Source organism: uncultured Streptomyces sp. (assembly GCF_947488945.1).
GTDB lineage: Bacteria > Actinomycetota > Actinomycetes > Streptomycetales > Streptomycetaceae > Streptomyces.
In genome coordinates this window covers 274553-300617 of the sequence record NZ_CANLBS010000006.1, presented here as the reverse complement: position 1 = coordinate 300617, position 26065 = coordinate 274553, and the positions used below count along the sequence as shown (strand labels likewise).

Genomic DNA, 26065 nt, shown 5'->3' with positions numbered 1-26065 from the left:
TCCTGTCCGCCGTTCATGCTGTCCCCGTCTCCGTCTCCCGGTCGTCGTCGCGCCGGTCGTCGTCGCGCCCGTCGTCGCCGCGGCCGCCGTCCCCGGTCCATCCGGGGCCGAGACGCAGTGTGCCCCAGGCGTCGTCGTCGAGGGCGACGAGGCGGTCGGCGTGGGCGCGGGCCGGCGGGTCGGTGTGGTCGCCCGGCACCGTGAGGACGGCGGCGGCCATGAGATGGCCGTGGCGCACCCGGTCGCGTACCGGCAGGCCGCGCAGGGTGGCGGAGAGGAAGCCGGCGGCGAAGGCGTCGCCCGCGCCGACGGCGGCGACGACGTCGACACGCAGCGAGGGCACCTCGGTGACCACGTCCGGGCCGGCGGCGTCGGTACGCGAGAAGACGGTGGCGCCGTCGGCCCCGCGCTTGACGACCAGGACCGCGGGCTCGGGCAGCGCGGCGCGGATCGCCCCGGCGCCGGTGACGCCCCACGCCTCCTCGGCCTCGTCGTCGCCGACGAAGACGAGGTCGGCGCCCCGGGCCAGTTCCAGCAGCACCTCGGGACCGGGGGTGCGACCGCGCCAGAGGCCGGGCCGGTGGTTGACGTCGAAGGAGAGGAGCGGCCGGCCCTCGCGGGGCGCGGTGAGCGTGCGCAGCAGGGCGAGGCAGTCGTCGGAGAGCGCGGCGGTGATCCCGGAGACGTGCAGGACGCGACCGGCCAGCAGGTCGGAGTAGGGGGCGTTCTCCGGCGACATCGCGGAGGCGGCGGACCCGGCCCGGTAGTAGGCGACCTCGTGGGCGCCGGTGGCCCGGTCGGCGGCGGTGCGGAAGTAGATGCCGGTGGGGCGGTGCGGGTCGCGAGCGACGGCGGAGGTGTCCACGCCGTAGCCGCCGACGGTGTCCACCAGGTGCTCGCCGAAGCCGTCGTCGCCGACCCGGCTGACCCACCGCACCCGGTGTCCGGCCGCCGCCAGGGCGCAGGCGACGTTGGACTCGGCTCCGCCGATGGCGCGCCGGAAGGCGGGCACCTCGGCGAGGCGGCCGGGCCGCGAGGGGAGGAACGTCACCATGGACTCGCCGAGGCAGACGACGTCCGGCGCACCGGGTGCGGTGCCGGGCGTCTGGGCGGGGGCGTCCGCCGCGGCGGACGCCGCCCCTGCTGCTCCGGGTCCGGTCACGCTGACTCCTCGCTGGTCGGGACGGTTCTCGGCCCGGTTGTCGTCATTGACCCGGTACCGGCTCGGATGTTAGACAGCGGGGAGCGATATACGCAATGGGCGTTGCACACGGTGCAACACGATACGAGGAGGCCCCTTTGGCCGCCCACGACGACGCGACCAGCGCGACCAGCGCAACGACCGGCGACTTGGCCGCCGGCCGGTCCGGGAACGCCGACGCACGCGTCGAGACGCTCGCCGCCGCCCTGGCCGACGAACGCCTGGACCACCGGTTCAAGGGCCTCCCCCCGGACGCGGAGGGACTGACCGCGGGCGCGCTCGCCGCGGAGGGGCGCTCGGTCTTCACCGGCGGCTTCACCACCCCGCTGCTGACGCTGTCCGCCGAGGCGCTGTCGGAGAACCTCGCCCTGCTGGAGACGTACACCGAGCGGCACGGCCTGGCCTTCGCCCCGCACGGCAAGACCTCCATGTCCCCTCAGCTGTTCGCCCGTCAGCTCCGGCACGGCGCATGGGGCATCACCGTCGCCGTCCCGCACCAGGCCCGGGTCTGCCGCGCCTACGGCGTACGCCGGATCTTCGTCGCCAACGAGATCGTGGACGCCCCCGCGCTCGCCTGGATCTCCGCCGAGCTCGACGCCGACCCGGACGTCACCTTCGTCTGCTACGCCGACTCCGTACGCGGCGTCGAGCTGATGGACGGGGCCCTGCGGGCCGCGGGCGCCCGCCGCCCGCTGGACGTCGTCGTGGAGCTGGGCGCGGGCGACGGCGCCCGCACCGGCGCGCGCACCGAGGCCGAGTGCGCCGCGGTCGCCGACGCGGTGGCCGCCGCCTCCACGCTGCGGCTGGTGGGTGTCGCCGGGTACGAGGGCGAGGTGCCGGACGCCGACCCCGAGCGGGTGCGCGCCTGGCTGCGCCGGCTGGTGGCGCTCGCCGTGGACTTCGACGCCGCAGGCCGCTTCGGTGAACTGGCCGGTGACGAGCGGATCGTGATCAGTGCCGGCGGCAGCGCCTGGTTCGACGCGGTCGCCGACGTCTTCGCCGAGATCCCCCGACTCGGCCGTCCGGTCCTGCCGTTGCTGCGTTCCGGCGCCTACGTCTCGCACGACGACGGCCACTACCGCCACCTCACCCCGTTCAACCGGGTGCCGGAGGAGGGCTCGCTGCGGGCCGCGTTCCGGCTGTGGGCCCAGGTCGTCTCGCGTCCCACCGACGAGCAGGCGTTCCTCAACGCCGGCAAGCGGGACGCGGCGTACGACCTCGACCTGCCGCGGGCGCAGGTGGTGCGCTCCGGCCGGGACGGCTCGCTGCGGCCCGCCGACGGCGTCACCGTCACCGGCCTGTCGGACCAGCACGCCTGGGTCACCACCGCGCCGGGCAGCGGCCTGGAGGTCGGTGACTGGGTCGGCCTCGGGCTCTCCCACCCGTGCACGTCCTTCGACAAGTGGCAGCTCATTCCGGTGGTCCGCGAGGACGGCACCGTCGAGGACCTGGTCCGCACCTTCTTCTGACCGAACCGGCAACCGCCGCCGGGCGATCCCGGCGCCCCCCACCGAAAGGACCGGTCACCCCGGCATGGACCTCGTCATCCGCGACGCTCGCGTCATCGACGGCAGCGGCGACCCGGCGATACGCGCCGACGTCGCCCTCGACGGCGGCCGGATCGCCGCGATCCATCCCGAGGGCGCGCCCGGCCCCCGCCCCGGGGCCGTCCGCAACCTCGACGCGGACGGCCTCGCGCTGTCGCCCGGCTTCATCGACATGCACGCCCACAGCGACCTGGCGCTGCTGCGGGACCCGGACCACAGCGCGAAGGCGGCCCAGGGCGTCACCCTCGAAGTCCTCGGCCAGGACGGGCTGTCGTACGCCCCGGTGGACGACCGGACCCTCGCCGAGGTCCGTCGCTCCATCGCCGGGTGGAACGGCGACGGCGCGGACATCGACTTCGACTGGCGCACCGTCGGCGGCTACCTGGACCGGCTCGACCGCAACTTCGGCGGCCAGGGCATCGCCGTCAACGCCGCCTACCTGATCCCGCAGGGCACGGTGCGGATGTACGCGCTCGGCTGGGACGACCGCCCCGCCACCGGGGCCGAGCTGGAGCGGATGCGCCGGCTCGTCGCCCAGGGCATGGAGGAGGGCGCCGTCGGCATGTCCTCCGGCCTCACCTACACCCCGGGGATGTACGCGGACGACGCCGAACTCACCGAACTGTGCCGGGTGGTGGGCTCCTACGGCGGCTACTACTGCCCGCACCACCGCAGTTACGGCGCCGGCGCGCTGGAGGCGTACGAGGAGATGGTGCGCCTCACCCGCGGCGCCGACTGCCCGCTCCATCTCGCCCACGCCACCATGAACTTCGGTGTCAACGAGGGCCGGGCGCCCGACCTGCTCGCCCTGCTCGACGGCGCGCTCGCGGACGGCGCGGACATCTCGCTGGACAGCTACCCCTACACCCCCGGCTGCACCACCCTGGTCGCGATGCTGCCGAGCTGGGCGAGCGAGGGCGGCCCCGGACGGACGCTGGAGCGGCTGGCGGACCCGGAGACCGCGGAGCGCGTGCGCCACCACCTGGAGGTGCTGGGTTCGGACGGCTGCCACGGGGTGCCGATCGAGTGGGACACCATCGAGATCTCCGGCGTGAGCACGCCCGGCCTCGCCGGGTACGTGGGCCGCACCGTCGCCGGGTCGGCGCGGGCGCGCGGCGAGGAGCCGTGGACGACGGCCCGCCGGCTGCTGACCGAGGACCGGCTCGGCACCACGATCCTTCAGCACGTGGGCCACGAGGAGAACGTGCGCCAGATCATGCGCCACCGGGTGCACACCGGCGGCAGCGACGGCATCCTCCAGGGCGACAAGCCGCACCCCCGCGCCTACGGCACGTTCCCGCAGTACCTCGGCCGGTACGCGCGCGAGCTGGGCGTGATGTCGCTGGAGGAGTGCGTCGCCCACCTCACCTCCCGCCCGGCCGCCCGGCTGCGGCTGCCGGACCGGGGTCTGGTGCGCGAGGGCTACCGTGCCGACCTGGTGCTCTTCGACCCGGAGACGGTCGCGGCCGGCTCCACCTTCGAGCAGCCCCGCACGCTGCCGGTGGGCATCCCGCACGTCCTGATCGACGGTCGGTTCGTCATCGAGGACGGCCGCCGGACCCAGGTGATCGCCGGCCGCTCGGTCCGCTCCACCCGCCCCTGACGGACCCCGCCGCCGGCCGCCCCGGCCCCCCGGCTCCCCCGGCGGTCAGTCGGCCCGGACCCCCGGCTCCCCCGCCGCCGCCTCCTTCGCGTACGTCACCGCCTGGAGCAGCGTCAGCCCCGGTTCGGCGCCGCGCAGCGCCTTGATCCCGGCGACCTCGTCGGGCGCGCCCCGGTAGTCGGCCGCCGCGAGCCGTTGGCGGACCCAGCGGGCGCGCAGCTCCGCGTCCGGCCGGGAGGCGAACTCCTCCACGAGGTCGAGGGCGCGGGCCAGCCCGGCGCGTTCGTCGTCGGGCGCGGCCGACAGCAACTCCCGCAGTCCGGTGATGATCTCGGGCGCGTCGCGCAGGACGAGGACGGTCGTTTCCCGCTTGGCGAAGAGGCTCATGGAACGACCCTTCCCCCACGGACGCCTGCCGCTCACCCGACTTGAGCGACACCAGAGGTACTGCGGGGGCGCGAGGCGCGTCCGCGCCCCGCGGCGACGGGTGCGTACGGTCGGAGCATGACACTCGACCTCGACGCGTACACCGCCCGGATCGGCTGGGACGGGGAGCGCCGTCCCACCGCCGACGTGCTGCGGTCGGTGCACCGCGCCCATCTGACGGGCATCCCGTTCGAGAACCTGGAGCCGCTGCTCGGCTCAGCGCCGTCACTCGCCGTGCCCGATCTGGAAGCGAAGCTGGTGCGCGGCGGGCGCGGCGGCTACTGCTACGAGCAGAACACCCTGCTCGCCGCCGCCCTCACCGCGCTCGGCTTCCGGGTGACGCTGCTGGCGGCCCGGGTGGTGCTGGGCGCGGCCCCCGGCGACATCCGGCCGCGCACCCACATGGCGCTGCGGGTGGAGGTGCCGGGCGAGCCCGTCCCCTATCTGGCGGACGTCGGCTTCGGGGCGGTCGGCGCGCTGCTGGAGCCGGTCCCGCTGACGGCGGGGGCACAGGTGCGGGACGCGCCGCGCCACCACCGGCTGGTCCGGGTGGAGAGCGAGGGCCCGCTGGAAACCTGGGAGTTGCACGCGGAACACCGGGGCGCGTGGGAGCCGCAGTACGCGTTCACCCTGGAGCCCTTCGAGGCGCCGGACTTCCTGGTGATCAACTGGCACATCGCGACCAACCCCGCCTCCCCCTTCTTTCGGACGCTGTACGCCCAGCGGACGCTGCCGGGCCGGCATCTGTCACTGGCCGGCCGGACCCTCACCGCCACCGCCGACGACGGGACGGTCGAGGAGCGGCGGCTGGCCGGACCCCAGGAGGTGGCGCGGGTCCTCCGCACCGCCTTCGGGCTGCGGCTCCCGCCGGACCTCGACCTGCCGGAGTGAATACACCTCCGGGACCGTCCGGAGGTCAACCGCGTGTCGCATCTCACCCGCGCGTGGCCCGCGAGCCCGCATTCCAAGGCGGTCGCCCCGCCCCGCCCGACGCTTCCCAAGGTCGGCGCCGGGAGCCGCCAGCCGATGGAAGACGCGGGCCCGCGTGGGCGCGCCCGCCGCCGCACCGTCGGCGCGCCATGCGTGCGCACCGTGCGAAACGCCGCCGTAAGCTCGCGGACATGCAGGTCATCCAGTCCACGAAGCTCGCCAACGTCTGCTACGAGATCCGCGGCCCGGTGCTCGAGGAGGCGATGCGGCTGGAGTCGGCCGGCCACCGCATCCTCAAGCTCAACACCGGCAACCCGGCGGCGTTCGGTTTCGAGTGCCCGCCCGAGATCCTCGAAGACATCCTGCGCAACCTCGCCGGGGCGCACGGGTACGGCGACGCGAAGGGCCTGCTGTCCGCGCGCCGGGGCGTGATGCAGCACTACCAGACCAAGGGGATCGACCTCGGCGTCGAGGACGTCTACCTCGGCAACGGCGTCTCCGAGCTGATCCAGATGTCGATGCAGGCGCTGCTCGACGACGGCGACGAGGTGCTGGTGCCGGCCCCCGACTATCCGCTGTGGACCGCCTCGGTGTCCCTGGCGGGCGGCACGGCCGTGCACTACCGCTGCGACGAGCAGGCCGACTGGATGCCGGACCTCGCCGACATCGAGCGGAAGATCACCGACCGCACCAAAGCCATGGTGATCATCAACCCGAACAACCCGACCGGCGCGGTGTACGACGACGAGATGCTGCGCGGCCTCACCGAGATCGCCCGCCGGCACCACCTGGTGGTCTGCTCGGACGAGATCTACGACCGCATCCTCTACGACGGCGCCACCCACACGCCGACCGCGGTGATCGCCCCGGACCTGATGGTCCTCACCTTCAACGGCCTGTCGAAGAACTACCGGGTGGCCGGCTACCGCTCCGGCTGGCTGGCGGTCTGCGGGCCCAAGGCGCACGCGTCCTCGTACATCGAGGGTCTGACCGTCCTCGCCAACATGCGGCTGTGCGCCAACATGCCGGCCCAGCACGCGGTGGCGGCGGCGCTCGGCGGCCGGCAGTCCATCGACGACCTGGTGCTGCCGGGCGGGCGGATCCTGGAGCAGCGGGACGCCGCCTACGACCTGCTGACGCAGATCCCCGGCGTGAGCTGCGTGAAGCCGAAGGGGGCGCTGTACCTCTTCCCCCGGCTCGACCCCAAGGTCTACAAGATCAAGGACGACCGGCAGATGGTGCTCGACCTGCTGCGGGCCGAGAAGATCATGGTCGTGCAGGGCACCGGCTTCAACTGGCCGGAACCGGACCACTTCCGGGTGGTCACCCTGCCGTCGGTGGAGGACCTGACCGACGCGGTGACGCGGATCGGACACTTCCTCGACGGATACGGCCAGCCCTAGCGGGGCCGGCGCGGGCGACCGCGCTGTCCGCGATCCGCGATCCGGATCGCCCACAACTTTAGACACGATCCAATGTAGGATGGTCACCACAGTACGACCTGGAGGCCATCCCCATGTACGAGCCGATCCGCACGAAGTCGGTCCACTCGCAGGCCGACGACGCCCCCTTCCCCCACCGCTCGCGCGAGGAAGCGCTGGACATGCAGCTCGCGGCACACCTGGCCGCCCTGCTGGCCGTCACCGACGAGCTCGGTCTCGACGGCGAGGGCGACCGCATCGCCGGGCAGGTGGCCCGGCTGCGCGGAACCCCGCCGGTCCGCCACGCGTCCCTGAGCGACGCCCCGCGCCCCGCCCTGCACCGGCGGGCCCACGCCCTGGCCGGCCGCGCCCTGGTGGTGGCGGCCTCCCGCGCGGACACCGCCGCCGCGATCCTGGCCGCCGAGCGGATGGACGCCCACACCGCCGCGCTGGCGTCCCCGGCCCCCCTGGTCGAGGCCGCCTGACACCTCCCGGCCTCCTCCGGCACCCGAGCCCGGCGTCCCGGACGGTTGACGCCGCCCCGACGGGTCGGTAGACAAAGCTGGGCCCCCGGGACCATGAGGGGGTTCCGGGGGCCGTACCGCGACGGCGCAACCACACCGACGGAGGCGTCCCGCATGCAGGCCCGACAGCACAAGCACCCGGTCCGGGGCCGTCTCGCCACGCTCGCCGCCCTGTCGGCGCTCACCGCCGGCTGCACGTCCGGTCCGCCCGCGCCCGGCGAGGCGATGGCCCCCGAGGCGCGCACCTACCTCACCGCCGCCCTCGACGTCATGGAGGAGAACTCCCTGCTGGCGGCGGAGGTGGACTGGCCGGAGCTGCGTCGCGCCGCGAGGGAACGTGCGGGCGACGCCCGCACCCCCGCGCAGACCTACCCGGCGATCGAGGCGGCACTGCGCGGGCTGGGGGACGGGCACAGCCGTTTCGCCGACCCCGCCGCCGCGAAGCAGTTGCTGAGCGCTCCCGCCGAGGGCGACGCCGTGGTCCCGGCGGTGAAGTCCCTGGCCGGGGGTGTCGCTCACGTCGAACTGCCACCGGTCGCGAACGACACGGCGGCGGCCGCGTACGTGCGCGCGGCGCGTTCCGCCGTGGCCGCCCAGGACCGGCGGGGCGCCTGCGGCTAGATCGTGGACCTGCGCTCCAACTACGGCGGGAACATGTGGGGCCCGCTGGCGGCGGTGGGCGCGGTGCTCGGGGACGGGGAGGTCGGCTCGTTCGTGGCCGCGGACGGCACGCGGATCCCGTGGACGATGAAGAACGGCACCCCGCGCGACTATCTGGACGACTGGGGACCGGCCGAACCGCTCGCCCGCCCGATGCCGCCGGTGGCCGTGCTGACCGGCCGCACGACCGGCAGCGCGGCCGAGGCGGTGGCGCTCGCATTCCGGGGGCGGCCCGTCACCCGCAGCTTCGGTGTGCCCACCGCGGGCCTGGCGACCGCCAACGTGGTCCACCCGCTCCCCGACGGCGCGGTGATCGTGTTGACCCAGCGGTGGGAGGCCGACCGCACCGGCCGGGTCCAGAAGGGGCCCCTCACTCCCGACACGGAGGTCCACGACGACGCGCGGGACACCTCGCGCCCCGGCGACCAGGTCCTGACCGCCGCCACCCGGTGGCTGGCCGCCCAGTCGGCCTGCCGGGCGTAGCACGGGAGCCGAGCCCGACCGTCGGCGCACGGCACGGCACGACACGGCACCGCACCGAGCCCGGAACGTGCTCGGCCCCCGGGACCATGAGGGGGTCCCGGGGGCCGTACCGCGGCGGGCCGTTGACCCCACAGGTCAGGGCGGATGTCGGGAGACCCGACCGCGGGGCTCGTCGGGGCGGCCGTCCGGCCGCCCGCGGTCCGGCGGCTCCCTCACGGGCGCCACCGGACCTGGTCAGGGGCGTCAGCCCAGGCGCTTCACCAGCGCGCGGTACTCGTCCCACAGCTCCTTGGGGGTGTGCTCCCCGAAGGTGTTGAGGTGCTCGGGGACCAGCGCCGCCTCCTCGCGCCAGATCTCCTTGTCGACCGTCAGCAGGTAGTCCAGGTCGCTCTCGGAGAGGTCCAGCCCGTCGGTGTCGAGGGAGCCCTTGGCCGGCAGGACGCCGATCGGGGTCTCGACGCCCTCGGCCTTGCCTTCGAGGCGCTCCACGATCCACTTCAGCACGCGGCTGTTCTCGCCGAAGCCGGGCCAGACGAACTGCCCCGCCTCGTTCTTGCGGAACCAGTTCACGTAGTAGATCTTCGGGAGCTTCGCCGGGTCCTTGTCGGCGCCCACCTTGACCCAGTGGTTCATGTAGTCGCCCATGTTGTAGCCGCAGAACGGCAGCATGGCGAACGGGTCGCGGCGCAGTTCGCCGACCTTGCCCTCGGCGGCGGCGGTCTTCTCGGAGGCGACGTTGGCCCCGAGGAAGACGCCGTGGTTCCAGTCGAAGGACTCGGTGACCAGCGGGACGGCGGAGGCGCGGCGACCGCCGAACAGGATGGCCGAGATCGGCACGCCCCTGGGGTCCTCCCACTCCGGCGCGATGATCGGGCACTGCCCGGCCGGGACGGTGAAGCGGGCGTTGGGGTGGGCCGCCGGCGCGTCGGAGCCGGGCGTCCAGTCGTTGCCCTTCCAGTCCGTGAGGTGCGCCGGGGTGTCCTCGGTCATCCCCTCCCACCAGACGTCGTTGTCGTCGGTGAGCGCGACGTTGGTGAAGACCGCGTTGCCCCAGAGGGTCTTCATGGCGTTGGCGTTGGTGTGCTCGCCGGTGCCGGGGGCGACGCCGAAGAATCCGGCCTCGGGGTTGATCGCGTACAGCTGGCCGTCCTCGCCGAACCGCATCCAGGCGATGTCGTCGCCGATGGTCTCGACGGTCCAGCCGGAGATGGTGGGCTCCAGCATGGCGAGGTTGGTCTTGCCGCAGGCGCTCGGGAAGGCGGCGGCGATGTACTTCGACTCGCCGCGCGGGGGCGTCAGCTTGAGGATCAGCATGTGCTCGGCGAGCCAGCCCTCGTCGCGCGCCATCACGGAGGCGATGCGCAGCGCGTAGCACTTCTTGCCCAGCAGGGCGTTGCCGCCGTAGCCGGAGCCGTAGGACCAGATCTCGCGGTCCTCGGGGAAGTGCGAGATGTACTTCGTGGCGTTGCAGGGCCACGGCACGTCCGCCTGGCCCTCCGCCAGCGGGGCGCCGAGGGTGTGCACGGCCTTGACGAAGAAGCCGTCGGTGCCGAGCTCGTCCAGGACGGGCTGTCCCATGCGGGTCATCGTGCGCATGGAGACGGCGACGTAGGCGGAGTCGGTGATCTCGACGCCGATCGCGGACAGCGGTGAGCCGAGGGGGCCCATGCAGAAGGGCACCACGTACATGGTGCGGCCGCGCATCGACCCGCGGAAGATGCCCTTTTCGCCGTCGCCGTCACCGTCACCGGTGAAGATCTCCCGCATCTCGGCGGGGGCCTTCCAGTGGTTGGTGGGGCCCGCGTCCTCCTCCTTCTCGGAGCAGATGAAGGTGCGGGTCTCGACGCGGGCGACGTCGCTCGGGTCGGAGGCGGCGTAGTAGGAGTTCGGCCGCTTGACGGGATCGAGCTTGGTGAAGGTGCCCTTGTCGACGAGCTCCTCGCACAGGCGCTCGTACTCCGCCTCGGAGCCGTCGCACCACACCACACGGTCGGGCTGGGTGAGGGCGGCGATCTGGTCGACCCAGGAGACGAGCTCCTGGTGCTGAGTGGGAACAGTGGAGGGAGCCGCGATGTCGCGCGCCACGATCGCTCCTTGTCGAGGGTGTTGGGTTTGGTGCCCCGTGGGGGCTTCGACCCGGATGCTTCGACTGCCGCTACTCCATTGGCGCTCATCCGGTGCCGACCGCACTCATTTGATCATCCGACTCTTCCGCCCATCTGTCCAGGGGGCCTCACACGTGAGCATCGCCACTCGAATCAGCTACCTACGGAGGCGTAGGTAGCATCGGTGCATGACTGCCGCATCCGCCGACGCTCCCGGTTCCGGGCGCACCGACGCACCGGAAACCGTGCTCACCGCCCCCGATCCGCTCCTGCTCGTCGACGCACTGCCGGTGAAACCGCGGCTGCGCGGCTGGCTGCACGCGGGCATGTTCCCGGCGGTGCTGATCGCCGGGGCCACCCTGATCGCCCTCTCCGACAGCACCCGCGCCCGCATCGCCTGCGCGGTGTACATCGCCAGCGCCTGCCTGCTCTTCGGGGTGAGCGCGGTCTACCACCGGGGCACCTGGGGCCCGCGCGGCGAGGCGGTGCTGCGCCGCCTCGACCACGCCAACATCTTCCTGATCATCGCGGGCACCTACACCCCGCTGACGCTGCTCCTGCTCCCCGAGTCGACCGGCCGGCCGCTGCTCTGGGCGGTGTGGGCGGCGGCGCTGGCCGGCATCGCCTTCCGGGTCTTCTGGGTCGGCGCGCCCCGCTGGCTCTACACGCCCTGCTACATCGCGATGGGCTGGGCGGCGGTCTTCTTCCTGCCGGACTTCCTGCGCACCGGCGGCGTCGCCGTCCTCGTCCTGGTGGTCGTCGGCGGCCTGCTCTACAGCGCGGGCGGGATCATCTACGGCCTCAAGCGCCCGAACCCCTCCCCGCGCTATTTCGGCTTCCACGAGGTCTTCCACTCACTGACCCTGGCGGCCTTCGTCGCCCACTACATCGGCATCTCGCTGGTGGTGTACCAGCACGGGTGAGCGGCCCGCGCGGTGAGTGAGGAGGCGCCCCGGCGGGTTCACCGCCGGGGCGCCTCCTCATCTGCCGGGATCGGGCCCCGGCGTCGCTGCGCGAACGCCCCTACCCGCCGCAGGCCCGTCGCGCTACTCGGCTCCGCCCAGCTTCCGGGCCAGCTCCGCCGCGTCCGTGGTGGGCGCGTCGCAGACGAAGTGGCGGCAGACGTACGCGGTCGGCTCCCCGCCGACCAGCATCCGGTCCACCAGCAGCGGGAACTCTCCGCCGCCGGGCTCGCCGGCCGCCACCACCGCGCCGGGGGCCCGCCCGAGCAGAGCGGTGCGGTGCAGCTCGCCGCCGACCGGTCCGGCGACCGCGACCTCGCGGGGGCCGTCCAGCAGCGCCTCGGCGGCGGCCAGGCCCCAGCCGACGAAGCGCGGGGCGCGCGGGCCGAGCGCCTTCACCACGCCGAGCGCCGCCTCGGCGGCGGTGCGGTGCGGCTCGGAGCCGGTGTGCGCGGCATACGTGAGCAGGGCGTTGGCGGCGGCCGTCCAGCCGGACGGGGTGGCGTTGTCGGTCGGGTCCTGCGGACGGCGGATCAGGCGCTCCGCGTCGTCGGCGGTGTCGAACAGCTGACCGCCCTCACCGGTGAACCGGGCCAGCACCACGTCCAGCAGGAAGCCGGCGAACTCCAGCCAGGCTCCCTCACCGGTGACGGCCGCCAGCGCGAGGAAGCCCTCCGCGACGTTCGCGTAGTCCTCCAGCACCCCGTCGTTGCCGCCCGCCCGGCCGTCCATCGAGGTCCGGGTCAGCCGGGCGACCTCGCCGAGGTGCACCCGTACCAGCAGATCGGCGGCCTCGGTGGCCCGCTCGACCAGATCGGGACGGTCGAAATAAGCACCGGTCTCGGCCAGCGCCGCGACGGCGAGGCCGTTCCAGGCCGCCACCACCTTGTCGTCGCGGCCGGGACGCGGGCGCAGCTCACGCGCCGCGAAGAGCCGGGCGCGCACGGAGTCGACGCGGTCGCTCCGCGCGTCGTCGCCGTCGCCGTCGTCGGCGCCGTCGTCCCGCGCGGCTCCGCTCGCGGGCAGCCGGAGCACGGAGGCGCCTTCCTCGAAGGTGCCCTCCTCGGTCACGCCGAAGTACTCCGCCGCGAACGCGCCGTCCTCGTCGCCGAGCACCTCGCGCAGCTGCGCCGGCGTCCACACGTAGAACGCGCCTTCGACGTGCCGCCCCTGCGTGTCCTCGCTGTCCGCGTCCAGCGCGGAGGCGTAGCCGCCCTCCGCCGTGCGCAGCTCCCGGACCATGAAGTCCGCCGTCTCCAGGGCGACCCGGCGGGCCGCCTCCGAGCCGGTGGACCTCCACAGATGCGCGTAGGCCCGGCAGAGCAGCGCATTGTCGTAGAGCATCTTCTCGAAGTGCGGGACGGTCCACCCGCGGTCGACCGAGTAGCGGGCGAAGCCGCCGCCGATCTGGTCGTAGATGCCGCCCCGGGCCATCGCCGCACAGCTCTCCAGAGCCATCTGCAGCGCCCCGTCGGAGCCCGTACGGGCATGGTGGCGGAGCAGGAACTCGACGACCATGGACGGCGGGAACTTGGGAGCGCCGCCGAACCCGCCGTGCTTGTCGTCGAAGTCGCGGGTCAGCCCGAGCAACGCCTGCGCGAGATCGGCCTCGTCGGGGACGCCCTGCCCGCCGTGGGCCAGCGACCGCCCGGCGAGGTCGGCCACGATCCGCCCGGCCACCTCGGAGACCTCCTCGCGCCGGTCCGTCCACGCCGTGACGACGCCCTCCAGCACCTGCCGGAACGACGGCATCCCGTGGCGGGGCGCGGGCGGGAAGTACGTACCGAAGTAGAAGGGCTCGCCCTCGGCGGTGAGGAACACCGTCATCGGCCAGCCACCCTGCCCGGTCGCCGCCTGCACCGCCTCCATGTAGACCGCGTCGACGTCGGGCCGCTCCTCGCGGTCGACCTTGACGGCGACGAAGTGCTCGTTGAGGTACGCGGCGGTCCCGTCGTCCTCGAACGACTCGTGCGCCATCACATGGCACCAGTGGCAGCTCGAATACCCCACGCTGAGCAGGACCGGCACGTCCCGCCGCCGGGCCTCCTCGAACGCCTCCGGCGACCATGGCCACCAGTCGACGGGGTTGTCGGCGTGCTGAAGAAGGTACGGCGAGGTCGTGCCACCCAAGCGATTCACAGCGATCACCCTACTCACGCCACGCCCGGCAGCCGGGCACAACAGGCCCCGGCACCGGGAGAAGGCGGCAGCGGGGACGGACCGGGACAGTACGCTGGGCACAGCAGTGCCGGACCTGCCGAGGCCTCTCGAAGGAGAGATCCATGACCGCCGAGATGATCGCGCCGGCGTGGATGCACCAGCAGATCAGCGCACAGGAGTACGAGTCCTGGTCCGAGGAGCAGTGCGCCGGCGTCGAGATCGTGGACGGGATGGTCGTCGTCGGCCCGAGCGCCTCGAAGCGGCACAACCGGCTGGCCAGGATCCTGGCCAATGCTCTGGACGCCGCCGCAGACCCGGACTGGAACGCCGACACGGACTTCGACGTACGCCTGCATGACGTTCCGCTCAACAACCGCCACCCCGACGTCACCGTCTACCGGGCGGAGACCATCGACGTCACACCCAGCCGCCCCGAGCACGTGCTCCTGGTCGTCGAGGTCGTGTCGCCCGGTTCGGAGACCACGGACCGCATCGTGAAGACGGATCAGTACGCCAAGGCCGGCATCCCCTTCTACTGGCGGGTCGAGCAGGCCCCGACCGGTGTGCCGATCACCTACACCTACGTGCTCGACCCCGCCACCAAGGGCTACCGGGACGGCGAGATGTTCACCGGCGTCATCGAGGCGGCCGTCCCCTTCCCCGTGGCCGTGGACCTCCGAGCCGTCTGACACGACCGGCATCCGCACCGGTGCCAGGACGGGCCCTCGGGCACGTCCCTGAGTCCGGCACCTGTCAGGGAGCAGGGCGCGGCGAAGCGTAGCCCCGCCCCAGGGCCGGGGCTACAAAGTTCGCACCGCCCGCGGAGGCCTTACGGGCAGCGGCGTACCCGTACGGGCCGGGTGGCCCCGGGCCCCCAGGTCTCCGTTCCCCCGGGAGCCGCGTACGGGCCCTACTTCTTCTGTGCCGGCGCCGTCGGGCCCGCACCCGGGGCGGGCTCGGCCTCCGGCTCCGGGGCCTCCTCGAAATTCACCTTGCCCATGTGGCGGTTCATCGACTTCATCAGCAGCCAGACGCCCACCGCGAGGGCCGCGAACACGAGGAAACCGAGAACACCCGGAGTCACCTTGTTCTCGTCGAGGTCGGCGGCGAACGGGAGCAGTGTCATTGCCTGGGTCGCGTACATATCAGGCATTGTCGCGGATGCCCGCGAAGAGGTCGCTCTCGGGGAGGGAAGTGTCGACCAGGGACTTCGACAGCTCGTACTCCTCGGTCGGCCAGACCTCCTTCTGGACGTCCATCGGCACGCGGAACCAGCCGCCCTCGGGGTCGATCTGCGTGGCGTGCGCGATCAGCGCCCGGTCGCGCACGTCGAAGAAGTCGGCGCACGGAACGTGCGTGGTCAGCGTCCGCTCGGCGCGCTCGAACTCGCTCCAGCGCTTCAGCCAGTCACCGTAAGGGGACTCCAGGCCGCGGGCCAGCAGGGCCTCGTGCAGGGCGACGGTGCGCGGCTTGTTGAAGCCCTGGTTGTAGTAGAGCTTCTGGGGCTGGTAGGCCGGGCCGAACTCCGCCTCGGGGAACTTCTCGGTGTCGGCGGCGCCCTCGAACGCGATCATCGTGATCTTGTGCGTCATGATGTGGTCGGGGTGCGGGTACCCGCCGTTCTCGTCGTACGTGGTGATGACCTGCGGCCGGAACGCGCGGATCTTCGCCACCAGGCGCCCCGCGGCGACCTGCTCGTCCTGGAGGGCGAAGCAGCCCTCGGGCAGCGGCGGCAGCGGGTCGCCCTCGGGCAGGCCCGAGTCGACGAAGCCGAGCCACTCCTGCTTGACGCCCAGGATCTCGCGGGCCTCGTCCATCTCCTTCTTGCGGACTTCGTGGATGTTCTCCTCGATGTACGCGTCGCCCTGGAGCTTCGGGTTGAGGATGGAGCCGCGCTCGCCTCCGGTGCAGGTCACGACCAGCACGTCCACCCCCTCGGACACGTACTTGGCCATGGTGGCGGCGCCCTTGCTCGACTCGTCGTCGGGGTGGGCGTGGACGGCCATCAGGCGGAGCTGCTCGGTCAAGACTCGATCCTCAGTGATTCGTCGCTATGGGCAACTCCTATAGTGACCGAACGGGAGGGTGGAAAATTCCGCGATGCCCGGCTCAGGAGGAACGATCATGACTGCGGTGCGCGAGGCCACGCCCGAGGGACGTTACGGCCGGACCGAAGACCAGCGCGCGGACCACAAGCTCAAGATCGTCGGATCGGTCCTGGCCGTGCTGATGGCCGCCGTGATCGTCTGGATCGGCGTCGACTACGTCGGCGGCAAGGACATCAACGGCGAACTCATCAAGTCCAAGATCGTCTCTGCCGAGCGCGCCGAGGCGCACCTCGAAATCCGCAAGGAGAAGAACGCCGGCGGATACTGCACGCTGCGCGCGCTGAGCGAGGACGGCTCCGAGGTCGCCCGCAAGGACTTCCGCTTCGACGAGCCGCAGGAGCGCATCGACCGCGTCGTGTCGCTGCGGACGACGGTCCGCGCCACCGCCGTGGAACTGGTCGGCTGCACCCCGGGCGGCTCGGCCGGCTGACCGCCCGCGGGCCCGGCGGAACCACCTCGCAGGGGCGGGACCACCTCGCAGGGGCCGGGACCACCGGCAGGGCGGCACGCCCGGCCGCGCGCTCCGCCCCGAAGCCGCGCGCACCCCCTGACGGCGGACCTCACCCTCCGCCGTTCCACCGGGCACGCTGGATTATCTTCTCCCCCTTTGCCCCGGGAATTGTTACGCTCGTGGTTTCGCCCGCCCGAGGAGGCACATGCTTCCGGGTAGGGCGATGCTTTGTATATCCCAGTACCGACGAGGAGCACCTGTGACCCAGACCAGCGAAAACGTCACCTGGCTCACGCAGGAGGCGTACAACCAGCTCAAGGCCGAGCTGGAGTACCTGTCTGGTCCCGCGCGCACGGAGATCTCCGTAAAGATCGCGGCGGCCCGTGAGGAGGGCGACCTCCGCGAGAACGGCGGGTACCACGCGGCCAAGGAGGAGCAGGGCAAGATGGAGCTCCGGGTGCGCCAGCTCACCCAGCTCCTGGAGCACGCCAAGGTCGGCGAGGCGCCCGCCGACGACGGCGTGGTCGAGCCCGGCATGGTCGTCACGATCGCCTTCGACGGCGACCCGGACGACACCCTGACCTTCCTGCTCGCCTCCCGTGAGTACGCGAGCACGGAGATCGAGACCTACTCCCCGCAGTCCCCCCTGGGCACGGGCGTCAACGGCAAGCGCACGGGCGACGACGCGGAGTACGAGCTGCCGAACGGCCGCTCCGCGACGGTGAAGATCCTCTCCGCCAAGCCCTACTCCGGCTGACCGGCCCACCCCGGCGAGCACCCCACGGAGCCCCGGCATCCGCCCGCACCACGCGGGCGGGCGCCGGGGCTCCGTCGCGCGCGGTCGGCGGGCGGGGGTCGGCGAACCCATGTGCCGGCGCCGGGAGGAGAGGCCCGGCGGAACCTTCCGCCGGGCCTCTCTCCGCAGGAGTCGTCAGTTCGCGGCCCGGCGGTACTTGCGGACCGCGAGGGTGCGGAAGACCACGGTGATGACGAGGGACCAGATCAGGGACGCCCAGACCGGGTGCTGCATCGGCCAGGCGTCGGACGGGGAGACTCCGGGGTTGCCGAACAGGACGCGGCAGGCCTGGACGGTGGCGCTGAACGGGTTCCAGTCCGCGATCGGCTGGAGCCAGGACGCCATCTGGCTGGAGTCCACGAAGGCGTTCGAGATGAACGTCACCGGGAAGAGCCAGATCAGACCACCGGAAGTGGCGGCTTCCGGGGTGCGCACGGACAGTCCGATCAGCGCGCCGATCCAGGAGAAGGCGTACCCGAGCAGCAGGAGCAGCGCGAACGCGCCGAGGGCCTTGGGCACGCCGTTGTGGATGCGCCACCCGACGAGCAGCGCGACGATCACGAGCACCAGGACGGTCAGTATCGTCTGGACAAGGTCGGCCAGGGTGCGGCCGGTCAGCACCGCGCCCCGTGCCATGGGCAGCGACCGGAAGCGGTCGATGAGCCCCTTGTGCATGTCGTCCGCGATGCCCGCGCCGGCGCCCGCGGTGGCGAAGGTGACGGTCTGGGCGAAGATGCCCGCCATCAGGAAGTTTCGGTAGACCTCCGGTGAGGTCGAGCCGCCCACGTTCATCGAGCCACCGAAGACGTAGCTGAAGAGCACCACGAACATGATCGGCTGGATGAGCCCGAAGAGGACCACTTCGGGGATGCGGGTCATCCGGATGAGGTTCCGCTTGGCGATCACGAGGGAGTCGGTGACGCTCTGGGCGATGCCTCCGCGCGGTCTCGGCGCCAGGCTCCGGTTCGTGTCCTGCACTGTGCTCATCGCGCGCTCTCCTCGGCGTCGCCGGCGGCCCCGGCACCGTTCTCGTCCTGCTCCGTCGCCTCGGCCGCGTGGCCGGTGAGGGAGATGAAGACGTCGTCCAGGGTGGGGCGGCGCAGTCCGATGTCGTCGATCTCGACCTGCTGGGCGTCCAGGTCCCGGATGACGTCGGCGAGAAGCTTCGCGCCGCCTGTCACCGGGACCGTCAGTTTGCGGGTGTGCTCGACCACCGCGACCTCGCCCTTGCCGACGGCGGCCAGGACCTCGCGGGCGCGGGCGATCTCGTCGGCCCGGTGGACGACGACCTCGACCCGCTCCCCGCCCGTGCGGGCCTTGAGTTCGTCGGACGTGCCCCGGGCGATGACCTTGCCGTGGTCGATCACGCAGATGTCGTGCGCGAGGTGGTCGGCCTCCTCCAGGTACTGCGTGGTCAGCAGCAGCGTGGTGCCGCCGGCCACCAGTTCCTGGATGACCTCCCAGAGTTCCTGCCGGTTGCGCGGGTCGAGTCCGGTGGTCGGCTCGTCCATGAACATGACCGGCGGCGAGACGACCAGTGCCGCCGCGAGGTCGAGTCGGCGCCGCATGCCGCCGGAGTACGTCTTCGTGGTCCGGTCCGCCGCGTCGGCGAGGTGGAAGCGTTCCAGCAGCTCCCCCGCCCGGCGCTTCGCGTCCCGCCCCGACATCTGGTAGAGCCGGGCGACCATCTGGAGGTTCTCACGGCCCGTCAGATACTCGTCCACCGCCGCGAACTGGCCGGAGAGCCCGATCGAGCGGCGTACCTCGTTGGGGCGGCGCAGTACGTCGATCCCGGCCACTTCGGCCGTGCCGCTGTCGGGTTGCAGGAGGGTGGTGAGGACGCGGACGGCCGTGGTCTTGCCCGCACCGTTCGGGCCGAGCAGACCGAGAACGGTGCCTTCCGGCACGTCGATGTCGACGCCGTCCAGTGCTCGTACGTCACCGAAGGTCTTGACCAGACCTTCGGCGTGGATCGCACCTGGCATACGGAATGTCCCCCGTGGGTCTCGCGTGGCTGTGTCATCCCTGTGGGTGATTCGTTTTCAGATCCTAGAGAGACGGGGACCGCACCGCCCGACGGACGCGGAAACCGGCGGGTTTCACATCGGATGCGCGCACGGACCGGGCCGGACACCCGAAGGGGCGCCGGACGCGGGGCGGGCCCGGTCAGTCCAGGACGAGGTACCCGGCCCGGCCAAGCGTTTCGGCCACTTCGCGGCAGTGCTCGGGCCCCTTGGTCTCCAACTGCAGCTCGACCTCCGCCTCGGTGAGGCCGAGGCGCGGCTCGGTGCGCACGTGGCTGATGTCGAGGACGTTGGCGTCGGCGGTGGTCAAGGTCGCGAGCAGCCCGGCCAGCGCGCCGGGACGGTCGGTGAGCCGCAGCCGCAGCCCCAGGTAACGGCCGGCCGCGGCCATGCCGTGGCGCAGGATGCGCTGCATCAGCAACGGGTCGACGTTCCCGCCGGAGAGCACCGCGACGACCGGGCCCTCGAACGCCTCCGGATCGCTGAGCAGGGCGGCGACGGGACTGGCCCCGGCCGGTTCCACGACCAGCTTGGCCCGCTCCAGGCAGAGCAGCAGGGCGCTGGACAGCTCGTCCTCGGTGACCGTGCGGACCTCGTCGACCAGCTCTTCGACGATCCCGAACGGCACGTCGCCGGGACGGCCCACCTTGATGCCGTCGGCCATCGTCTGGAGCGCGTCGACCGACACCGGCCGGCCCGCCGCGAGCGACGGCGGGTAGCAGGCGGCGCCGGCCGCCTGCACCCCGACGATCCGGACGTCCGGCCGCAGCGCCTTGACGGCGACGGCGACGCCCGCCGCGAGACCGCCACCGCCGATGCCCACGACGATGGTGCGGACCTCCGGGCACTGTTCGAGGATCTCCAGGCCGAGCGTGCCCTGCCCTGCGATGATGTCGGGGTGGTCGAACGGGTGGATGAAGACCGCCCCGGTCTCCCGCGCGTACTGCTGCGCGGCGGCGAGCGTCTCGTCGACGACCTGACCGTGCAGCCGGACCTCGGCCCCGTACTCGCGGGTCGCCGCCACCTTCGGCAGGGGGGCTCCGACCGGCATGAAGACGGTGGAGCGCACGTCGAGCAGCGAGGAGGCCAGGGCGACGCCCTGCGCGTGGTTGCCCGCGCTCGCCGCGACCACCCCGCGCGCCCGTTCCTCCGCCGTCAAGCCCGCTATGCGTACGTACGCCCCGCGCAGCTTGAACGAACCGGTGCGCTGGAGGTTCTCGCACTTGAGGTGGACCGGGGCCCCGACCAGCGCCGACAGGTGGCGGCTGCCCTCCATCGCGGTCGTCCGGGCGATGCCCGACAGCATTTTCCTGGCGCCCCGGACATCGTCGATGGTGAGGGCGGGAACCGAAGGAGCCGTCGGGAAGTTCATACAGCAAGTCTCGCAGCTCGGCTTGGCACCGGCCCAACCGCACCGCTCCGTCCACAGCCTGGTCCACAGGTTTACGCAGCGTCGGCACTCCTTGCCATATTGCCGCGTAATCTGTCCCCCACCCATCCGACACCGCACGAAGAGAGCTACCGGCCATGCCCCCTCAGGACATGACGAATGCTGCGTCTCCTTCCGGGGAGGTCGCCGCGGAGCACCCGGCGTCCGACCCCGTTCTCGACACGCTCCAGCACCAGGTGGCGGTCTTCGCCCGGCGTGCCGAACAGACCCGCCTCGGGGGCGTGGGCCAGGTCCGCAACTCCATGGACCGGGCCGCCTATCTGCTGCTGAACCGGCTCGACCGGGAAGGGCCGATGGGTGTCAAGGCCCTGGCGGCCGGCATGGGCATCGACTCCTCGACGGTGACCCGGCAGGTCGCGCCGCTGGTGGACAGCGGCCTGGTCAAGCGCACCTCGCACCCGGACGACGGCCGGGCGGTCGTGCTGCAGCTCTCCCCGCGCGGTCAGACCCGTCTGGACGAGGTGCGCGCCTCCCGGCGGGAGCTGATGATCCAGGTCACGGACGACTGGAGCGACGAGGAGCGCGACACCTTCTGCACCTTGCTGACCCGGTTCAACGACTCGCTCGCCGCCCGCCAGTCCGCGTACCAGCAGCAGGCCGACTGACGCCGTCCGGACCCGGGGCCTCCGGGACACGTGCGCCCCGGGACCGGCCGGCCGGTGAGCGACGGGGCGGCCGGGGCCGGGCCGGGCGTTGAGGGCCTGGCCGCCGCCCGGACCGCCGCTCCGGTTGCTTTCCGTGCCGCTGCGCGACCGGCGCCAGGGCGGCTTACGCTGGATGTGCACCGGCCCACGCACGCGTCGAGGAGGCCGCCATGGCCAGGAAAGTCGCCGACTGCCGGAAGTCCCCGAGCGTCTCCCGCTGCACGCTCACCATCTCCGGCGAGGAGAACGAAGTCGTCCGCGCGGCGACCGAACACGCGGTCTCGGTCCACGGCCACGCCGACGGCCCGGAACTGCGCCAGGCGGTCCGGGCCTCCCTGGAGGACGAGAAGCACCAGGGACAGTCCGCCTGATCCGGACCCGGACGTACCTACGTGCGCGCCCCCGGTCGGTCCGTACCGCCGGAGGCGCGCAAGGGCGCACGGTCAGCGCCCGGCCATCAGCACCCGGCGATCCGCAGCCCGCGTCCCGCCGCGTGCCTGCGCCCGGAGCCCCACGCCCCGGCGCGCAAGCCCCGCGCCGCCCTCGCTCAGCCGAGCGCCCGGGTGAGGTCGGCCAGCAGGTCGTCGCCGTTCTCGATGCCGACGGAGAGCCGGACCAGGTCGGCCGGCACCTCCAGCGGGGAACCGGCGGCCGAGGCGTGCGTCATCCGGCCCGGGTGCTCGATCAGCGACTCGACGCCGCCCAGCGACTCACCCAGCGTGAACAGCTCGGTGCGGTTGCAGACCTCGACGGCCTCCTCCTCGCCGCCCCGCACACGGAACGACACCATCCCGCCGAACGCCCGCATCTGCTTGACCGCGACCTCGTGGCCCGGATGTTCCGGCAGCCCCGGGTAGAGCACCTGGCTCACCTTGGGGTGGCGGGACAGCAGCTCCGCGACGCGGGTCGCGTTCTCCGAGTGCCGGTCCATGCGGACGGCCAGGGTCTTGATGCCGCGCAGGACCAGCCAGGCGTCGAACGGTCCGGAGATCGCACCCATCGCGTTCTGGTGGAAGACCAGTTCGTCGGCGAGAGCGGAGTCGTTGACGATCAGCGCGCCGCCGACCACGTCGGAGTGGCCGCCCATGTACTTCGTGGTGGAGTGCACCACCACGTCCGCACCCAGGGACAACGGCTGCTGGAGGTACGGGCTGGCGAAGGTGTTGTCGACCACCAGCCGGGCCCCGGCCTGCCGGGCGACGCCCGCGACCGCCGCGATGTCGGTGATGCCGAGCAGCGGGTTGGACGGGGTCTCCACCCAGATCGCCTTGGTGCGAGGGGTGAGGGCCGCCCGGACCGCCGCCACGTCGGAGGTGTCCGCGACCGAGAACTCCACGCCCCAGCGGGACGCGACCTTCGCGAAGAGCCGGAAGGTGCCTCCGTACGCGTCGTTCGGGATGACCACGTGGTCGCCCGGCGTCAGCAGCGTACGGAGCAGGCAGTCCTCGGCGGCGAGGCCGGAGGCGAAGGCCAGGCCGCGACGGCCGCCCTCCAGCGCCGCGAGGTTCTCCTCCAGCGCGGTGCGGGTCGGGTTGGCGCTGCGGCTGTACTCGTAGCCGCCGCGCAGACCGCCCACGCCGTCCTGCTTGTACGTGGACACCTGGTAAATGGGCGGAACCACCGCGCCGGTGAGGGGATCGGCGGTGTTTCCCGCGTGGATCGCGAGGGTCTCGAAGCTGTGCTGGTCGCTCATGGACCCGAGCGTAGTTCTTCCCGAGGGCCCTCACCGGACGCTCGGCCGGGCAGGGACAATGGGCTCATGGAGATTCTGTGGTTCCTGCTCGCGCTGTGCATGATCGCCGCGGTCGCCGGCCCGTACCTGCGGCGTCGACGCGGCGGCATCCGGCTCGCCGTCCCCGGTTCCCCGGACGCCGCCGACCCGGACACGTACGGCTTCGTGCGGCAGGAACTGCTGGACGTGCGGCTGCCCGGTCCCGACCAGGACCTCCTCGACGTGCTCGACGTGGTGCAGGGGACGCAGGAGTGGCGGGCCGCCTCCCAACTCCTCGCCGGTACGCCCAAGGAGGACGAGCACCGCTGGCAGCGGGTGCAGGCGTTCGCCGGGGCGGCCTCGCTGGAACTGTCGTCCCGGCCGGGCGTCGGCGGCGCGTGGCTGCGCAAGTGGCGCGCGGAGGCCCCGAAGGACGCGGGCGCGGCGGCCGTCCACGCGGAGTTCCTGGTGCAGCAGGCCTGGCGGTCCTCGACGCCGGGCACGGACGACTTCCGCATCATCCTGGAGGAGGCGCGCTCCGTCGCCGGCGAGGCCGCGCTGCTCGCGCCGGGCGACCCGGTCCCGTACATCGTGGAGCTGGCCGTGGCGCGCGGACTCGGTTACTCCCACGAGGAGTTCGACCAGGTCTGGGTGAAGATCATCGACCGTGCGCCGGGCCACCTGGGCGCGCACGTCGCGGCGCTGCACTACTGGTGCGAGAAGTGGCACGGCTCCCGCGAGCTGGCCGACCGCTTCGCCACTTCCGCCGCCGCCCGAGCCCCGCGGGGCTCGCTGCTCGCCGCGCTGCCGCTGTTCGCGGTGTACGAGCACCTGCCCGAGGTCAACCTGGTGCAGGGGTTCTACCGCAGTGTGGTCGTGACGAAGGCGGTCGAGGGGGCCATGTTCGCGGTGCACGCGGCGCGGCCCGACGACCCGATGCTCGCCCACGTCCGGCACCTGCTGGTGTTCTTCCTCGTGCGGATGGAGCGCTGGTCGGAGGCGATGCACCAGATCGTGCACATCGACGGCCAGGTCGGCGCGCTGCCCTGGACCGCGGGCGAGGACCCCGCGGCCGACTACACGGTGTACCGCGCCCTTGCGGTGGCGGGTTACGAGGCGAACGGCGGCTCCCCGGCGAAGCTGCTGGGCTGAGCCTCCGGGCACGGCTGCGGGACGAGGCGGTCGGGACGGGGCTACCGGGCCGGGCGGTCGGAACGGGCAGTCGGAACGGGGCGGTCGGAACGGGCAGTCGGAACGGGGCGGGACGGAGTGGTGCGGGCAGGTGTCGTCGGGGCGGTCCCGCGACCCGTACCCGCCGGAATGCGCACGGCCCCCGGAACGTTGACCGGTAAGCCGCCCCGCACGTCAAGGAGACCCGATCATGCTCTTCGGCCGTACCCCCGTACTCCCCACCCCCGAGCAGGCGCTCAAGGGCCGCTCGACCCCGCTGTTCGCGGTCCCGGAGCGCCACACGGTGCTCGGCAACCCCCTCCAGGGCCCGTACCCGGAGGGCCTGGAGATCGCCGACTTCGCGATGGGCTGTTTCTGGGGCGCGGAGCGCATCTTCTGGCAGACCGAGGGCGTCTGGACGACGCTGGTGGGCTACCAGGGCGGCTTCACCGAGAACCCCACGTACGAGGAGGCGTGCTCCGGGCAGACCGGTCACACCGAGGCCGTGCGCGTGGTCTTCGACCCGAAGCTCGTCTCCTACGCGCAGCTGCTGAAGGTGTTCTGGGAGTCCCACGACCCGACCCAGGGCTTCCGCCAGGGCAATGACGTGGGCACCCAGTACCGCTCCGCGATCTACACCCACTCCCCCGAGCAGGCCGAGACGGTCACCGCGTCCCGCGAGGCGTACCAGAAGGTCCTGACGGGCTCCGGCTACGGCACCATCACCACCGAGGTCCTCCCGGCCGAGGGCCGCACGTTCTGGCCGGCCGAGGCGTACCACCAGCAGTACCTCGACAAGAACCCGGGCGGCTACTGCGGCATCGGCGGCACGGGCGTCTCCTGCCCCATCGGCGTCGCGAAGGCCTGACCCCGGGCCCCCTGTGCACCGCCCCCGCCCCCGCCGGTTCCCACCGGCGGGGGCGGGGGCACTTCACGGTGCCTCTTCGGCGTCCGGTCCGGGCCGGACGAACACGGCGAGACAGCGGAGTACTCCTCCCTTGCCGCCCAGCTCCGAGTAGGGCTGCCACCGCAACGGGTAGCCGTCCCGCAGCACTCGGGTATGAGCCTTGTAGGCGCCCTCCGCCCAGAGCAGCGTGCCCGTGAGCCGGCGACCGTGATGGATCCGGAAATCGCTGTCCCGGGTCCGACGGGCGGACTCCGGCGGTGTCCACAGCAACGGCTCGTTGGTGAGCATGAGAGCCAGCCCGTTCTCTTCGGGGCGGCGACAGAACCGCTCCAGTCTGGCTATGTCGCGTACGAACCCCAACCGGGCGAGATCCGTGGCCGCGTGCGCCTTTAACACGTAGTCTTCGGGCGGTTCTCCCGCCACCCCTGCCCACGGTCGGGTGAAGTACTTGAACTCGACGGCCGTCCGTCCCTCCGGGCCCAGCGCCAAGAGGTCCAGATGTTCGGTCTTGCCGGAATCCCGTCGAGGCACTTCCAGCCGCACACGGATCTCGGGCGCCACCTCCCACAAGGCACGTGCGAAACCGTGCTGGAAGTCGGCTTCGGAGTGGAACACCGGCCTTGTCCGTCCCAGCCGGGCCAGTACCTCGCCGAGCGGGACACATCCGGCGATGGTCCCCGTGCCGTCCGCCGGTTCCGTCATCACGGCTTCATTGAACGGCGGCCGGGGCACACGAACAAGACCCCCACGGCGTCGCGCCGAGCCGGTGACTCCTCCGGCCC

At 72.5% G+C, this 26065-nt stretch carries 26 protein-coding genes; 15 read left to right on the top strand and 11 right to left on the bottom strand.

All coding sequences use genetic code 11. The features are described from left to right. Positions 1–13 precede the first annotated feature (13 nt). The gene (locus Q0994_RS12220) at positions 14–1162 is read right to left on the bottom strand and encodes a sugar kinase (protein WP_299532779.1); all 1149 of its coding nucleotides are present in this window, start codon (positions 1160–1162) and stop codon (positions 14–16) included. Between the two features lie 95 nt (positions 1163–1257). Here Q0994_RS12220 and Q0994_RS12215 point away from each other — a divergent pair, with 95 nt between their 5' ends. Then, the gene (locus Q0994_RS12215; RefSeq protein WP_299532777.1) at positions 1258–2670 is read left to right on the top strand and encodes an alanine racemase; all 1413 of its coding nucleotides are present in this window, start codon (positions 1258–1260) and stop codon (positions 2668–2670) included. A gap of 64 nt (positions 2671–2734) precedes the next feature. Next, positions 2735–4351, top strand: coding sequence for an amidohydrolase family protein (locus tag Q0994_RS12210; protein WP_299532775.1), 1617 nt, complete (start codon positions 2735–2737; stop codon positions 4349–4351). A gap of 45 nt (positions 4352–4396) precedes the next feature. On the opposite strand, the gene Q0994_RS12205 is transcribed toward Q0994_RS12210, so the two are convergent. Beyond that, positions 4397–4738, bottom strand: a complete 342-nt coding sequence (locus Q0994_RS12205; RefSeq protein ID WP_299532772.1) for a hypothetical protein — start codon at positions 4736–4738, stop codon at positions 4397–4399. 117 nt (positions 4739–4855) lie between these two features. On the opposite strand from Q0994_RS12205, the gene Q0994_RS12200 reads away from it, so the two are divergent. The 5 genes from Q0994_RS12200 to Q0994_RS12180 all read left to right on the top strand — a co-directional run bounded on the left by Q0994_RS12200 (position 4856) and on the right by Q0994_RS12180 (position 8795). After that, the gene (locus tag Q0994_RS12200) at positions 4856–5668 is read left to right on the top strand and encodes an arylamine N-acetyltransferase (protein WP_299532770.1); all 813 of its coding nucleotides are present in this window, start codon (positions 4856–4858) and stop codon (positions 5666–5668) included. Positions 5669–5898: 230 nt separating this feature from the next. Continuing rightward, positions 5899–7110: a pyridoxal phosphate-dependent aminotransferase gene (locus Q0994_RS12195; RefSeq protein WP_299532767.1), complete on the top strand. Its 1212-nt coding sequence runs from the start codon at positions 5899–5901 to the stop codon at positions 7108–7110. A gap of 113 nt (positions 7111–7223) precedes the next feature. Next, positions 7224–7613 (top strand): hypothetical protein, encoded by a 390-nt coding sequence (locus Q0994_RS12190; protein WP_299532764.1) that lies wholly within the window; start codon positions 7224–7226, stop codon positions 7611–7613. A 153-nt stretch (positions 7614–7766) separates the two neighbouring features. Continuing rightward, positions 7767–8273, top strand: coding sequence for a hypothetical protein (locus tag Q0994_RS12185; RefSeq protein ID WP_299532762.1), 507 nt, complete (start codon positions 7767–7769; stop codon positions 8271–8273). A gap of 3 nt (positions 8274–8276) precedes the next feature. After that, positions 8277–8795 (top strand): S41 family peptidase, encoded by a 519-nt coding sequence (locus Q0994_RS12180; protein WP_299532760.1) that lies wholly within the window; start codon positions 8277–8279, stop codon positions 8793–8795. A 243-nt stretch (positions 8796–9038) separates the two neighbouring features. Here the strand turns inward: Q0994_RS12180 and Q0994_RS12175 are convergent, their stop codons facing one another. After that, the gene (locus tag Q0994_RS12175) at positions 9039–10880 is read right to left on the bottom strand and encodes a phosphoenolpyruvate carboxykinase (GTP) (RefSeq protein WP_299532758.1); all 1842 of its coding nucleotides are present in this window, start codon (positions 10878–10880) and stop codon (positions 9039–9041) included. A gap of 208 nt (positions 10881–11088) precedes the next feature. Between Q0994_RS12175 and Q0994_RS12170 the strand changes: the two genes are divergently transcribed. After that, positions 11089–11823 (top strand): hemolysin III family protein, encoded by a 735-nt coding sequence (locus Q0994_RS12170; RefSeq protein ID WP_299532756.1) that lies wholly within the window; start codon positions 11089–11091, stop codon positions 11821–11823. 123 nt (positions 11824–11946) lie between these two features. Here the strand turns inward: Q0994_RS12170 and Q0994_RS12165 are convergent, their stop codons facing one another. Further along, the gene (locus tag Q0994_RS12165) at positions 11947–14001 is read right to left on the bottom strand and encodes a thioredoxin domain-containing protein (RefSeq protein WP_299532754.1); all 2055 of its coding nucleotides are present in this window, start codon (positions 13999–14001) and stop codon (positions 11947–11949) included. Between the two features lie 143 nt (positions 14002–14144). Between Q0994_RS12165 and Q0994_RS12160 the strand changes: the two genes are divergently transcribed. Then, positions 14145–14711, top strand: a complete 567-nt coding sequence (locus Q0994_RS12160) for a Uma2 family endonuclease (protein ID WP_299532752.1) — start codon at positions 14145–14147, stop codon at positions 14709–14711. Between the two features lie 221 nt (positions 14712–14932). Here Q0994_RS12160 and Q0994_RS12155 read toward each other — a convergent pair whose 3' ends face one another. After that, complete coding sequence (locus Q0994_RS12155; RefSeq protein WP_299532749.1) at positions 14933–15166, bottom strand: hypothetical protein; 234 nt, start codon at positions 15164–15166, stop codon at positions 14933–14935. Position 15167: 1 nt separating this feature from the next. Further along, a complete protein-coding gene (mca, locus tag Q0994_RS12150) occupies positions 15168–16049 on the bottom strand; it encodes a mycothiol conjugate amidase Mca (RefSeq protein ID WP_299532746.1) in 882 nt (293 codons plus the stop codon). A gap of 97 nt (positions 16050–16146) precedes the next feature. On the opposite strand from mca, the gene Q0994_RS12145 reads away from it, so the two are divergent. Next, entirely contained in the window at positions 16147–16560 is a 414-nt protein-coding gene (locus tag Q0994_RS12145; protein ID WP_299532743.1) for a DUF4307 domain-containing protein, read from the top strand. Positions 16561–16840: 280 nt separating this feature from the next. Continuing rightward, positions 16841–17338 carry a transcription elongation factor GreA gene (gene greA / locus Q0994_RS12140; protein ID WP_299532741.1) on the top strand — a complete coding sequence of 166 codons (498 nt, stop codon included), beginning with the start codon at positions 16841–16843 and terminating at the stop codon, positions 17336–17338. A 174-nt stretch (positions 17339–17512) separates the two neighbouring features. Here greA and Q0994_RS12135 read toward each other — a convergent pair whose 3' ends face one another. From Q0994_RS12135 to ilvA, 3 genes are all read right to left on the bottom strand, one after another. Continuing rightward, positions 17513–18364, bottom strand: a complete 852-nt coding sequence (locus Q0994_RS12135) for an ABC transporter permease (protein ID WP_299532737.1) — start codon at positions 18362–18364, stop codon at positions 17513–17515. Beyond that, positions 18361–19362: an ATP-binding cassette domain-containing protein gene (locus Q0994_RS12130; RefSeq protein WP_299532735.1), complete on the bottom strand. Its 1002-nt coding sequence runs from the start codon at positions 19360–19362 to the stop codon at positions 18361–18363. The genes Q0994_RS12135 and Q0994_RS12130 overlap by 4 nt, the downstream gene beginning before the upstream one ends. A gap of 181 nt (positions 19363–19543) precedes the next feature. After that, positions 19544–20773 carry a threonine ammonia-lyase gene (ilvA, locus tag Q0994_RS12125; protein WP_299532733.1) on the bottom strand — a complete coding sequence of 410 codons (1230 nt, stop codon included), beginning with the start codon at positions 20771–20773 and terminating at the stop codon, positions 19544–19546. A gap of 155 nt (positions 20774–20928) precedes the next feature. Here ilvA and Q0994_RS12120 point away from each other — a divergent pair, with 155 nt between their 5' ends. Beyond that, positions 20929–21456, top strand: coding sequence for a MarR family winged helix-turn-helix transcriptional regulator (locus tag Q0994_RS12120; RefSeq protein WP_299532730.1), 528 nt, complete (start codon positions 20929–20931; stop codon positions 21454–21456). Positions 21457–21665: 209 nt separating this feature from the next. Continuing rightward, positions 21666–21866, top strand: coding sequence for a DUF1059 domain-containing protein (locus Q0994_RS12115; RefSeq protein WP_299532728.1), 201 nt, complete (start codon positions 21666–21668; stop codon positions 21864–21866). 176 nt (positions 21867–22042) lie between these two features. On the opposite strand, the gene Q0994_RS12110 is transcribed toward Q0994_RS12115, so the two are convergent. Next, positions 22043–23188 carry a cystathionine gamma-synthase gene (locus tag Q0994_RS12110; RefSeq protein ID WP_299532726.1) on the bottom strand — a complete coding sequence of 382 codons (1146 nt, stop codon included), beginning with the start codon at positions 23186–23188 and terminating at the stop codon, positions 22043–22045. Between the two features lie 66 nt (positions 23189–23254). Here Q0994_RS12110 and Q0994_RS12105 point away from each other — a divergent pair, with 66 nt between their 5' ends. Both Q0994_RS12105 and msrA read left to right on the top strand, forming a co-directional pair. Beyond that, entirely contained in the window at positions 23255–24358 is a 1104-nt protein-coding gene (locus Q0994_RS12105) for a hypothetical protein (RefSeq protein ID WP_299532724.1), read from the top strand. A 226-nt stretch (positions 24359–24584) separates the two neighbouring features. After that, positions 24585–25244: a peptide-methionine (S)-S-oxide reductase MsrA gene (gene msrA / locus Q0994_RS12100; protein ID WP_299533060.1), complete on the top strand. Its 660-nt coding sequence runs from the start codon at positions 24585–24587 to the stop codon at positions 25242–25244. Positions 25245–25307: 63 nt separating this feature from the next. Here msrA and Q0994_RS12095 read toward each other — a convergent pair whose 3' ends face one another. Next, positions 25308–25985: a hypothetical protein gene (locus tag Q0994_RS12095; RefSeq protein ID WP_299533058.1), complete on the bottom strand. Its 678-nt coding sequence runs from the start codon at positions 25983–25985 to the stop codon at positions 25308–25310. Positions 25986–26065: the final 80 nt, after the last annotated feature.

Bases quoted from the DNA above. Each gene is read 5' to 3' on its own strand.
- Q0994_RS12215 (WP_299532777.1), top strand. From the start codon at position 1,258: ATGGGCGTTGCACACGGTGCAACACGATACGAGGAGGCCCCTTTGGCC.
- Q0994_RS12210 (WP_299532775.1), top strand. From the start codon at position 2,735: ATGGACCTCGTCATCCGCGACGCTCGCGTCATCGACGGCAGCGGCGAC.
- Q0994_RS12205 (WP_299532772.1), bottom strand. From the start codon at position 4,738: ATGAGCCTCTTCGCCAAGCGGGAAACGACCGTCCTCGTCCTGCGCGAC.
- Q0994_RS12200 (WP_299532770.1), top strand. From the start codon at position 4,856: ATGACACTCGACCTCGACGCGTACACCGCCCGGATCGGCTGGGACGGG.
- Q0994_RS12195 (WP_299532767.1), top strand. From the start codon at position 5,899: ATGCAGGTCATCCAGTCCACGAAGCTCGCCAACGTCTGCTACGAGATC.
- Q0994_RS12190 (WP_299532764.1), top strand. From the start codon at position 7,224: ATGTACGAGCCGATCCGCACGAAGTCGGTCCACTCGCAGGCCGACGAC.
- Q0994_RS12185 (WP_299532762.1), top strand. From the start codon at position 7,767: ATGCAGGCCCGACAGCACAAGCACCCGGTCCGGGGCCGTCTCGCCACG.
- Q0994_RS12170 (WP_299532756.1), top strand. From the start codon at position 11,089: ATGACTGCCGCATCCGCCGACGCTCCCGGTTCCGGGCGCACCGACGCA.
- Q0994_RS12160 (WP_299532752.1), top strand. From the start codon at position 14,145: ATGACCGCCGAGATGATCGCGCCGGCGTGGATGCACCAGCAGATCAGC.
- Q0994_RS12155 (WP_299532749.1), bottom strand. From the start codon at position 15,166: ATGTACGCGACCCAGGCAATGACACTGCTCCCGTTCGCCGCCGACCTC.
- Q0994_RS12145 (WP_299532743.1), top strand. From the start codon at position 16,147: ATGACTGCGGTGCGCGAGGCCACGCCCGAGGGACGTTACGGCCGGACC.
- Q0994_RS12135 (WP_299532737.1), bottom strand. From the start codon at position 18,364: ATGAGCACAGTGCAGGACACGAACCGGAGCCTGGCGCCGAGACCGCGC.
- Q0994_RS12130 (WP_299532735.1), bottom strand. From the start codon at position 19,362: ATGCCAGGTGCGATCCACGCCGAAGGTCTGGTCAAGACCTTCGGTGAC.
- ilvA (WP_299532733.1), bottom strand. From the start codon at position 20,773: ATGAACTTCCCGACGGCTCCTTCGGTTCCCGCCCTCACCATCGACGAT.
- Q0994_RS12120 (WP_299532730.1), top strand. From the start codon at position 20,929: ATGCCCCCTCAGGACATGACGAATGCTGCGTCTCCTTCCGGGGAGGTC.
- Q0994_RS12115 (WP_299532728.1), top strand. From the start codon at position 21,666: ATGGCCAGGAAAGTCGCCGACTGCCGGAAGTCCCCGAGCGTCTCCCGC.
- Q0994_RS12110 (WP_299532726.1), bottom strand. From the start codon at position 23,188: ATGAGCGACCAGCACAGCTTCGAGACCCTCGCGATCCACGCGGGAAAC.
- Q0994_RS12105 (WP_299532724.1), top strand. From the start codon at position 23,255: ATGGAGATTCTGTGGTTCCTGCTCGCGCTGTGCATGATCGCCGCGGTC.
- Q0994_RS12095 (WP_299533058.1), bottom strand. From the start codon at position 25,985: ATGACGGAACCGGCGGACGGCACGGGGACCATCGCCGGATGTGTCCCG.